The sequence below is a fragment of the Deinococcus sp. genome, from assembly GCF_018260555.1.
GTDB lineage: Bacteria > Deinococcota > Deinococci > Deinococcales > Deinococcaceae > Deinococcus.
On record NZ_JAGLBB010000076.1, the window covers coordinates 1 to 10,996 of the forward strand.

At 65.2% G+C, this 10,996-nt stretch carries 8 protein-coding genes; 3 read left to right on the top strand and 5 right to left on the bottom strand.

Annotated elements, in window-relative coordinates; genetic code table 11:
- Positions 1-156: 156 nt before the first annotated feature.
- The 4 genes from QZ271_RS12510 to ddrC form a co-directional block, all read right to left on the bottom strand.
- Complete coding sequence (locus tag QZ271_RS12510) at positions 157-699, bottom strand: class I SAM-dependent methyltransferase (RefSeq protein ID WP_291431962.1); 543 nt, start codon at positions 697-699, stop codon at positions 157-159.
- Positions 700-777: 78 nt separating this feature from the next.
- The gene (locus QZ271_RS12515) at positions 778-1,875 is read right to left on the bottom strand and encodes an LptF/LptG family permease (protein ID WP_291431981.1); all 1,098 of its coding nucleotides are present in this window, start codon (positions 1,873-1,875) and stop codon (positions 778-780) included.
- Between the two features lie 5 nt (positions 1,876-1,880).
- The gene (locus QZ271_RS12520) at positions 1,881-2,924 is read right to left on the bottom strand and encodes an LptF/LptG family permease (protein WP_291431964.1); all 1,044 of its coding nucleotides are present in this window, start codon (positions 2,922-2,924) and stop codon (positions 1,881-1,883) included.
- A 66-nt stretch (positions 2,925-2,990) separates the two neighbouring features.
- The gene (gene ddrC / locus QZ271_RS12525) at positions 2,991-3,695 is read right to left on the bottom strand and encodes a DNA damage response protein DdrC (protein WP_291431966.1); all 705 of its coding nucleotides are present in this window, start codon (positions 3,693-3,695) and stop codon (positions 2,991-2,993) included.
- Positions 3,696-3,875: 180 nt separating this feature from the next.
- On the opposite strand from ddrC, the gene QZ271_RS12530 reads away from it, so the two are divergent.
- Positions 3,876-5,780 carry an acetate--CoA ligase gene (locus QZ271_RS12530; protein WP_291431968.1) on the top strand — a complete coding sequence of 635 codons (1,905 nt, stop codon included), beginning with the start codon at positions 3,876-3,878 and terminating at the stop codon, positions 5,778-5,780.
- A gap of 135 nt (positions 5,781-5,915) precedes the next feature.
- On the opposite strand, the gene QZ271_RS12535 is transcribed toward QZ271_RS12530, so the two are convergent.
- Positions 5,916-6,434, bottom strand: coding sequence for a macro domain-containing protein (locus QZ271_RS12535; protein ID WP_291431970.1), 519 nt, complete (start codon positions 6,432-6,434; stop codon positions 5,916-5,918).
- A gap of 771 nt (positions 6,435-7,205) precedes the next feature.
- Between QZ271_RS12535 and QZ271_RS12540 the strand changes: the two genes are divergently transcribed.
- Positions 7,206-9,029, top strand: a complete 1,824-nt coding sequence (locus tag QZ271_RS12540; protein ID WP_291431972.1) for a nucleoside-diphosphate sugar epimerase/dehydratase — start codon at positions 7,206-7,208, stop codon at positions 9,027-9,029.
- Positions 9,030-9,330: 301 nt separating this feature from the next.
- The gene (locus tag QZ271_RS12545) at positions 9,331-10,878 is read left to right on the top strand and encodes an O-antigen ligase family protein (protein ID WP_291431979.1); all 1,548 of its coding nucleotides are present in this window, start codon (positions 9,331-9,333) and stop codon (positions 10,876-10,878) included.
- The last annotated feature ends 118 nt before the right edge of the window (positions 10,879-10,996 follow it).

A 10,996-nucleotide genomic window follows, 5' to 3' on the forward strand; every position in this document is an offset into this window, starting at 1 on the left:
CAGTTTGGGCAGGGAGTCTCGCTGATGGTCCACCTTACCCAATCGACTCCCGGAAGTCACCCTGCTGAGCAGTTACGCTTGTTTCACGGTTTCCCGGATGGGCAGCAGTTCACCGTCAGGGAACACGTACTTCCGGGCGAAGTTGCCGCTCTGGAGCTACAGGGGCACACGGGCCTGGGGGATGCCGTCGCTGATGGCGTGGTTCATCATCAGGCCGCCGGGTTTCAGGGCGGCGTACGCGGCGCGGAAGTAGATGGGCATGTTCTTGCGGCCCACGTGTTCGGCCATGCCGACCGAGGCGATCTTGTCGAAGCTGCCTTCGGGCGTGTGGGCCAGCACGTCGCGGTAGTCGCGCAATTCGAAGGTGACGCGGTCGGCAACCCCGGCGGCCTCGGCGCGGGCGCGGGCTTCGTGCAGTTGCGCCTCGCTGAGCGCCACGTCTGGCGGGAGTTTCAGCAGGCGGCCCAGCGTTTCCGGGCTGTTCAGGATCAGGCGGGCGCGACTGGGTTGCGTAACCCCGATCACTTCGCCGTTCCAGAGCTGCACGTCGAAGGGCCGCACGCTGGGCAGCGCGGCGCGCAGCAGGGTGCGCGTGGCGTCCAGCGTCTCGGTGTCGGTCAGGGCGGGCCGGGCGATCAGGGCGGCGCCGGCGGTGGCCAGGGCCGCCCGGCCGTGGGTCTGGTGGGGGACATGCTGCACGCTCCCGGATTGCGCGCGCCCGGAAGTGGGTAGGACCGGTGGGAGGCTTCATGCACGCGGCCCTTGCCTGCCTCCCGCTTACCGCCGCGCGGTGAGCCACAGCAGCGCCGCGCCGGCCGCGATGGCGATCAGGTCCGGGGCGTAGGCGGCGAGCGCGCCGGGCAGCGCGCCGTTCTCGCCCATGATGCGGAACACGCTGAAGGTGGCGTAGTACGCGAACGTGAGTAGCAGCGCCCAGACCATGCCGAGGTCGCGGCCGCTGCGGAAGCTGAACACGGCCAGTGCCACCGCGAAGAACGCCAGGGCCAGCGCGGCCAGCGGGCCCGCGAACTTGCGGTGCAGGGCCGTGAAGTCCGCCGGGGCGCTGATGTTCTGGGCGCGGTAGGTGTTCGTGCGGGCAATCAGGGCAGGCAGCGGTTCGTAGATGGGGTTCAGGTCGCTGCTGCCCTCTGCGCCGAGTTCCGTGCCGGTGTCCTGCAGGGGCAGGGTGCCGCTCTGGAAGGTCAGGACCGTGACGGGCCGTGCGTCCTGGTACGTGACGCGCTGCCCGCTGCGCAGTTCGAGGACGGTGCTGCCCGGGCGCAGGCGGCCGCTGGCGGCGGTGATGACTTCGCGGGGGGGCAGGCCGGCCTGCATGGTCACGACGCGCAGGTCGCGCAGTTCGCCGCCGGGCAGGATCTGCCCGATGCTGATGGCGCGGCCCAGCGAGTCGCGCAGCACGGCGCTTTGCCCGGCGTTCAGGCCCAGCACGCGGGGGTTGTCCAGTACGATCTGCTGCTGCACGCGGCGGGCTTCGGTCTTGGCGCGCGGCACGAGGCCCTCGCCCAGCGCGAAGGCCAGGACGGTCACGGCCAGTCCCAGGGCCAGGACGGGGCGGAACAGGCGCGTGGCGGGAATCCCGGCGGCCAGCGCGCTTTTCAGTTCGCTGTCGGCGGCCAGGCGGGACAGGCCCAGCAGCGTGGCGAACATCAGCGCGATAGGCAGCGCCTGTGCGGCGGCTTCGGGGACGTTCAGGGCCAGGACGCGCGCGACCAGGGCGGGGTTGGCGCCCTTGGCAAGCAGCGGCGCGATGACCTTTTCCAGGCTGCCGACGACCAGCAGCGTGATCACGGCGGCCAGCGCGCCGAACAGGAACGGCAGGATCTCGTTCAGGACGTACCGTTCGAAGGTGTTCAGGGCCCTCACCGGAGCCTCCAGGCGAGCGCGGCGGCCAGCATCGCGAACGCGAGGTTCGGCAGCCACGCGGCCAGCGCGGGGTTCAGGGCCCCGGCCGTGGCGAGGCCCGGCACGGTGCTCCACAGGATGTAGAAGGTCACGATGAACAGCAGCACGGCGGCGAACGCGGCGGCGCGGTTGCGCAGCAGCAGGCCCAGCGCCCCGGCGGCCAGGGCGAACACCACGGCGGTCAGCGGGTCGGCCACGCGGCGGGACAGCTGGAAGGCGGCGGCGCGGCGGTCGGCGGGCAGCAGGGCGGGGTCGGCGGCGCGCGCACGCAGTTCAGGCGTGCTGGCCTGCTCGGCGTTGCCGGGCGGGGGACGCAGGGTGTCGCCCTGCGGGACGGTCACGGACTGCGTGCTCTGCCGGGGCGGCTGGCCGGGGCGGGTGATCCAGGGGGTGATCAGCGTCCAGGTGCGTTTCTGCGCGTCCCAGCGGCCCAGCGAGGCGGTCAGGGTTTCCTGGCCGCGCTGCACCATCACGCCCTGAAGCTCGGCGGCGCTGCCGCCTGCGCTGACGATCCGTCCGGCGTAGTACAGCGCGCCGGGCGGGGCGTACGTGTAGCGTTCCTGCCGGGGCGGCGGCGGCGGAACGTCATAGATGCTGAACCACGCGCGGTCCCAGGCGGACAGTCCGGCGGGCACCAGCCGGTCGGCGTTCACGAACGCCACGGCCGCTACCGCCAGGAACGGCAGGGCCAGCGGCCACACCAGCCGCAGCGGGGGCACGCCGCCCGCGCTGATGGCCTTGAGTTCACTGTCGCGCTGCATGCGCGAGAAGGCCAGCAGAATCGCGAAGGGCACGGCCAGCACCAGCGCGCGGTTCAGGATGGTCGGCAGGATCGCCAGGAACGCGGCGGCGCCCTTCAGGAGCGGCGGGTGGTAGGTCAGGAGTTTGCTGACGGTGCTGCTCAGGACATCGACCATCTGAAGGGTCAGGAACAGCGCCACGCCCGCCGCGTACCAGCGGGTGACCTCGGCAAGGACGAGGCGGATCAGGAGGGGCGGCACGAGCAGGATTCTAGCGGGCCAGCATGAGGGAGAGGCGCGCAGGTGCTGCCCGGCGCGTCCCGGCGCTCAGCCGACCTGTGAGGGGGCGGCCGCGCCGGGCAGCGGGAGTTCCCAGCCGAGGCGTTCGCGCCGCGCGACGAACTCGTGCAGGCGCAGGATGGCGGCGTTGCCGTGCGCGCCGCGTTCCTGGATGGCGCGGGCGCTGGCGGTGTCCAGGTACGCGAGGCGCAGCAGTTCGGTGGCGTTCAGGCCGTCGCGTGTCTGTTTCACGCCGCGTTCACGGCGGATGGTGGCGCTGTCGGTGCCCAGCACGCTGCGGTTGCTGACGCTGCCCAGCTGGCCGTACACGGCGCCGGCCCCGCCGTGCCGGGCGACGGTGCTCATCAGTTCGCGGCGGGCGTGGGTGCTGTCCAGGCGGGCGGCCAGCCAGCGGCGGGATTCGGGGTCCGGGTTGCGTTCGGCGATCTGGGCCGCGAGGCGCACGTCGCCCTGCAAGGTGCGGGTCATGAGGTCCTGCGCGCGCTTGCGCCAGCGGCGGGCCTGGGGGGTGTCCAGCGTGAAGGCCAGCCGCGTGAAATCAGCGACGGTCAGGGTCGCTTCCGGCCCGGCTCCGAAATCGCGTTCCGGGGAGTCCACGCCGTCCAGGGCGTGTTCGTACCCGGCGGGTTCAAGGCCGAGCTGGGTCAGGGCGCTGGGGGCGTGTAGCAGGCCGTCCGCGCTGATGGGTAGACGAACGGTGCCGAATTCCAGGGTCAGCGGGGCGTTTTTCATACGTACATCATAGCACAGATTATGTATTTAGCATAATTATGGCAGCCCGATCGCACGCCAGAAACACCCTCTCCCCCACCCTCGGGGCCGTACACTGACAGGGCACACCACAACCCAACCCCACAACCCAACCCCACAACCCAAGCCCGGACACGCCCCGTCCCCACTGGAGGACCGCCCATGACCGACCCACACCGCCCCGACCGCTGGCCCGTCCCCGACAGCGTGCTGCGCCGCCTGCGCAGCGACCCGGACGCCGACATTGCCCGCGCCGCGCAGGACCCGGACGGCTTCTGGCTGGAACAGGCCCGCGCGTTCGAATGGACGACGGAACCCACCACGGCGCTCACCTGGAACCGTCCGGACATGCAGTGGTTCGCGGACGGGCAGACGAACATCACCCTGAACGCCCTGGACCGCCACGCACGCGGCGAGAACCGCACCCGCGCCGCCCTGATCTGGCTGTCGGAAACCGGCGAGCGGCAGATCTACACCTACGGCCTGCTGCTCGACCAGGTGGAACGCGCCGCCGCCGGCCTGCGTCACCTGGGCGTGCAACCCGGCGACCGCGTCGTGATCTACATGCCCCTGACCCCCGAAGGCGTGATCGCCATGCTCGCCTGCGCCCGCCTGGGCGCCGTGCACTCGGTCGTGTACGCCGGACTGGGCGTGGGCGCCCTGCGCGACCGCATCACGGACGCCGGGGCGCGCGTGGTCATCACCGCCGACGTGGGCTACCGGCGCGGCAGACTGGTGGACCTGTACGCCACCGCCGCCGAGGCCATCACTGATCTGGGCGGCGTGGAACATCTGATCCTGTGGGAGCGCATCAAGACCTACCAGCGCGAATACGACGCCCGCACCGTCCCCTGGGAAACACTGTTCACGCACGGGCACGCACCCGCCGTCACCCTGAACGCCGAGGCCCCCCTGTTCATCCTGTACACGTCCGGCAGTACCGGCAAACCCAAGGGCGTGATCCACACGCACGGCGGGTACATGGTCGGCACCGCGTACCACCTGCGGCAACTCTTCGACGTGCACGGCGGTGACGTGTTCTTCTGCACCAGCGACATCGGCTGGATCGTCGGGCACAGTTACATCGTGTACGGCCCGCTGGTCGCCGGGGCCACCGTCCTGTTCCGCGAGGGTGCCCCCGACTTTCCCGACACGGGCGTCCTGTGGCGCGCCGTGCAGGAGTACGGCGTGGACATCCTGTTCACCGCGCCCACCACCCTGCGCCTGTTCATGAAACTCGGCGCCGATACCCTGGCCCCCCACGACCTGAGCCGCCTGCGCGTCGTCGCCTGCGCCGGCGAAGCCCTGAACCCCGAGGCGTGGCGCTGGGCGCAGCACTTCATCGGCGGCGGGCTGGGCGAGGGCGCGCACGCCGCCGTCATCGACCACTGGTGGCAGACCGAACTGGGCGCCCCCACCCTCGGCACGCACCCCCGCTGGCCCGTCCGCCCCGGCTACGTCGGACGCCCCCTGGCCGGAGTGGACGCCGACATCGTCGACGAGCAGGGCCACCGCGTCCCGGACGGCCAGCAGGGACACCTCGTCATCCGCCGCCCCTTTCCCAGCATGATGCGCGGCATTCACGGTGACCCCGACCGGTACGCGCAGATCTGGAACGAGAACCCCGCCGGGTACCTGTCCGGCGACCTCGCCACCCGCGACGAACACGGCTACATCAGCATCCTGGGCCGCAGCGACGACGTCCTGAACGTCGCCGGACACCGCATCGGCAGCGCCGACGTGGAAGACGCGCTGGTCTCTCATCCGGCCGTGGCTGAGGCCGCCGTGATCGGCATTCCCGACCCACTGAAGGGCCAGAGCATCATCGCGCACGTGATCCTCCGGCGTGGCTTCGAGACTGCGTTAACAGAGGAAAGAGCGGGCCAGGGCCTGCGCGCCAGCATCACCGAACACGTCCGCCGGGAACTGGGACCCATCGCCACGCCCGCCGAGATCCGCGTGGTCGACGCACTCCCCAAGACCCGCAGCGGCAAGATCCTGCGCCGCCTCCTGCGCGCCCAGGCACTCGGCGAGGACCCAGGCGACCTCACCACCCTGGAAGGATAGGCGGGAAGGGAAATAAAAAATCCGCCTCGGCGGGCGGTGATGTCAGCAACTATAGCGCGGTATTCACGGACCGTCAACGATATGCAGTGAGTGGGGTGGGGGGCAAGATCGGGTGTCCCGCCACGCCCGTCCTACTCAACCTTGCAGGCGTTCCAGGGCGCGGCGGAACACGTTCAGGCTGCCGCTGTCGAACAGAACGAAGCGCACAAGCATCTCTGGGTGGTCAGTCAGGAACGCCTGCGCGGCGCTCAGGGCCACGTCGGCGGCGCGGTCCAGTGGATAGCCGTACACGCCGGTACTGATGGCCGGGAACGCCACGCTGCGGCACCCGTGCGCGGCGGCCAGTTGCAGGCCAGAGCGGTACGCGCCCGCCAGCAGTTCGGCCTCGCCCATCTGCCCGCCGCGCCAGATTGGGCCGACCGCGTGAATCACGTACTTCACGCCCTGCGCGGACAGCCCGAACGCGGGGGTGATCACGGCCGTGCCAGTGGGTGTGCCGCCAATAGCGCGGATGGCGCGCAGCAACTCCGGCCCGGCGGCGCGGTGAATCACGCCGTCCACGCCACCGCCGCCCGCCAGTTCCTTATTCGCGGCGGTCACGACGGCGTCGGTGTTCTGCGCGGCAATATCTCCCTGAATCAGTTCCAGCGGCATACGCGATTCTCTCCTTTCCGGTCACCCGGTGCTCGTCCTGATAAGGACTGCCGGTCAGAAAGCTGGGATCATGACCGACATGGGTACGGCAGGACCACGGTGCCGAGCAGGCGCAGCACGCTTCCGTGATCCCGGTAGCCATTGCTGGCCTCCGTTGCGCGTGTTGGCGACGCCCCGCCGGTTCATCTAGCTTAACTCGCAAGCTCCAGTTCACCTGACAGTAATTGTCGACCCCGTTGACCAGAGCGTTCACCGTCTGACGGACGTGGGGAAGCCTCGCGAACGCAAGGCTTCAGCAGACCTGGAATGGATTCATGCGGCGGGCCCGTCCCGATGTGCCGTTCCACTACCGAGGTCTTGGGGGATGTTACAGCCGCAATCGTATTAGAATCACTCCATGTTTATTCGTCCGGAACAACTTGTAGAGGGTTGGCACTGTGACCGGGGCATGAATGCCACCACGACTCAAGGCGTGCCATCTTTCACCCGGTCATGCTCTGAAATCCACCTGAAGCAGCCCTTTACCGCTGCGGGTCATAGTCTGAAAGAGTGCGTTCCAGCCGCAAAAGGAATTGGGAAGACCTCACTGATGTTCCTGGTACATCCCACCCTCTCGACGGGGGATATGGAGCGCATGGCCGATGTCGTTGATCAAGTCATGGCCCATGCGCAGCCCTCCCCGCCTGTCGCCGTGCCAGTGGTTTGCAGACCGATGCCGTTGGTCAGGTCATGGCCCAGGCGCAGCGGCCGCAAGGCTGAATCTGCTCTGACATGAATGTAGTCCTGACCAAAACTCTGATTGATCTGGCGCTGTGGCTCGTGGCTGCCCTTCTGGCTTACGCTTTCCGTAAGCCTTCCCTGGTGAGCGCGGGGGTGCCCTTCAACGTTCTCGGCTACATGGCGCTCAGTGTGAGCGTGATGGCTGTGGTGGCCTGGCGATACCACTTATCCCGGCAGACCTGGCAGCGTGTGGGGGTCCCGGACCTGATGACGCTAGCGAGGGCGAGTGGGGTATCGACACTGATCATGTTCGCCCTCGGCTTTATCCTTCGGGGCTGGCTCCTGCTGCCGCGGAGCGTACCGATCATGGCGGGCATTCTAGGTTTTCTGCTGATGTGTGGAGTACGAATCGTGGCTCGGATTCTGGCAGAGAATGTTCGGATTCGTGATACGGCAGAGCAAAAGAGAGTGCTGATCGTTGGTGCAGGCGATGCCGGCAGCTTGATTGCCCGGGAGATGCAACGCCACCCTGAAGCCGGGTTACAACCCATCGGATTTCTTGATGACGACCCTTTAAAGAAGCGGCAGTCAATCGTAGGTCTTCCTGTTTTTGGCCATGTGCAGGAACTGTCTACGGTCGCGACACGTGAGAATGCACAGGAAGTGCTGATAGCAGTCCCATCAGCTACCGGGGAGTTCATTCGTGAGGTCGTCAAGCTGGCCAGTGAAGCCAAATTGCGTTATCGCATCATCCCGGGGGTGTTTGAGATACTTTCCGGTGATGTCAATATCAGTCAGATTCGTGACGTGAATCTCGAAGATCTGCTGCGTCGCCCCCCAGTGCAGCTGGACACTGCAGAGATCGCAGGTTACCTGAAGGACCGTACCGTGTTGGTGACCGGAGCTGGAGGGAGTATCGGCTCGGAGATCGTGCGGCAACTGGTGCTATTCGGGCCGCGCCTGATCGTCCTTTTCGGGCGGGGGGAGAACAGCATCTTCAGTATTCAGCAGGAACTGCTACGTAGTTATCCTGAGGTAAAGCAGGTGGCCCTCATTGGGGACGTGCGTGACGAAGCAAGACTCAGGGCGGCCTTCGAGGAGTTCCGGCCTGAAGTCGTGTTTCATGCAGCGGCCCACAAGCATGTCCCCCTGATGGAGCGGACTCCTTCCGAAGCCGTGCTGAATAACATCATGGGAACGCGGAACGTGGTGGGACTCTGCCTCGAATACGGAACGCTGCGATTGGTTAATGTCTCCACAGATAAAGCCGTCAACCCGACGAGTGTAATGGGAGCTTCAAAAAGGGTAGCCGAGATGGCGGTGTCGGCCGGGGCAGCGCGGGCCAGCTCACATCAGGCTTTTGTTTCAGTGAGGTTTGGAAATGTGCTGGGCAGCCGCGGGAGTGTGGTTCCAACCTTCATGGCCCAGATCCGTCAGGGCGGCCCGATCACAGTAACTCACCCGGAAATGGTGCGTTATTTCATGACAATCCCAGAAGCAGCTCGCCTCGTCCTGCAGGCTGGAGGGCTGGCCGAAAATGGTAAAGTGTACGTTCTGAATATGGGTGACCCAGTCAAGATTTCTGATCTGGCACAGGACGTTATTCGACTCAGCGGGGCGACGAACGTCGACATTGTTTACAGTGGAATCCGACCGGGTGAGAAACTCTATGAGGAACTTTTAACCTCTTCTGAGGGAACGGATGCTACCAAGCATAGTGAGATCTTCAGCGCGAAATTGGCGGCGGTCAGTGCCAGTGACATTGAACGCGAGTTGGAGCTCTTGCGTGAACATGCGACTCAACTTGACTTCGAAGCAATCCGTACGGACCTAGCTCGATTGATTCCAGAGAATAAATTCGGCCAAGTCCGTTAAGGGGCGCTTCTGATTCGTTAGTACAACATTCCATTATCTTAGATGACAAATAATCTTCATAATTAGAAAAATGAGCAACTGAAGATGAATTCAAGGAAGGAATTTTGAAATTTTATACCCTTCAAGTCGTTATGTCTAAAGCCCAGCCGATTAATAGAACGTCGCACTGCTGCACGTGAGGTAGGAGATCAGGAATGGAATGCATCGTCACCAATATTTCGGGCGTGCTGGGCAAACAGATGCTCGGCGAGGACATCAAGGATTTCAGCGTACCTGGTAGGAACGGCTTATAGTTGACGCCGTGACCGCCTCTGCGCCCCCTCCACAACACCAAGCGCCACCAAAGTGGATGGCAACTTGGCTGGCCTTGCTGCCCCCACTGTATGTCATTTCACCTCTTGCCCTGCTGGCTCTCCCCCACCTCAGAAAGTTGCCAAAGTCGGCACTCTATATGCTTGGTTTTTATGCCGTGAGTCAGCAGCTTCCGGCACTTTTTACACCCGAACCGTTCCTGGCAGGTATATTGGCGGCCCTGCGAACGCTACTGGTCCTTGGGCTGATTGGTGTTGGCGTGGCGCTGGGTGAGAGCAGAAGACTTTGGCCGCTGATCCTGGGTATTGGCGCCGTTCTACTCACAGCACTGGGCTACAGCGCCATGAGCGGCTTTGATTTTCTCATCAGCCGACTCGCTCATCCATACATGACCCCCATTACGCTGGGGCTGGCAGGCGCTTTCGGCCTGTGGCTGGCGCTGTTCCTGCCAGGGAAGCTGCTCTGGCGACTACCGCTCGGTTTTGGGGCACTGGTGGTGCTGCTTCTTTCGGGCAGCCGTGGGCCACTGGCCGCAGCGTTGATTGGCAGCGCAGCCGGACTGCTGGTCATACGGGGGCGTCGCACTGCCGTGGCCGTGGCTCTGGGGGCCGGGCTGCTCCTGGGAGGCTTTTATGTGGGGGACCGCCTGGGTTTCAGCGCTGTGTCACGCCTGGGCACTGCCGATACCACGGGCCGCGACATCGTATGGTCAGATACTCTGTCCATCATCCAGGCCTACCCGTCGGGCGGGGTAGGGAGCTATCGCCTGGGACAGTACCTGGCTCCTCCGGGCGACTCCTGTACCCTCTTTCCAGATGCGGAGGGGGCGGCTCAGGCTTGCCCAGAGTGGATAGCGAAACTGGGGAGCCCCTGGCTGATTGCTCACAACGTTTCCCTTCAGCAACTGGCAGAAACGGGGCCACTGGGCCTGCTCGGCCTGTTTGCCTTGCTGACTGCAGGGATGGTGGCCGCCTGGCAGAACCCAAAACGGTCTGCATTGGCATGGGCCATCCTGGCTGGGTTGCTGGTCGCCACCATCAACGACAACACGTTGCTGGTGCCCAGCCCTTTTTTTGCAGAGTTGTTCTGGGTCGTGCTGGGAATGCAACTCGTTTACCTACGGGAACTGAATCTGGCGAGCGGGCTGGTCGGCGCTGGGCTGGCGCTGACCCTCTCCCTGCCGATCGGGGGGGGAGTTCTCAGGAGAACGGAGGCTTTCGACGGCTCCATCAGCTTCCTGAACGCTCCTACACGGGTCAAAAGCGCGAAGGACTACATGGTTCATGTTCAGTTTTCGGTTCCGCCTGGCGAGTATCGGGTGAGTCTGAGTACCTGCTCTCAGTCGTGCCAGACTATTCAGACTCTGAAATTCAATGGTGCTGAGAACAACGGCCCGATTCTGACCCTGAGGGGCGATGTCCTCAGCAGGCCAAAGCAACGCCTGGAATTGAGGCTCCTGAGTGGAGGGAGTTCTCTTGCTTTACAACCGCTCGGCGTAAAGACCTGGGAGCTGGAAACCATAGTGGCGGAACCATGAAAAACGCCTTCTTCCTGATCCCGATAGTGATTGTTGTCGGTCTCGTGTCATGGCAGTCCCAGCACGTGTCTGCTGTTGCCCGTCTGGTGTCACTCCAGCCGGCAAAGGCGTTGCTTCA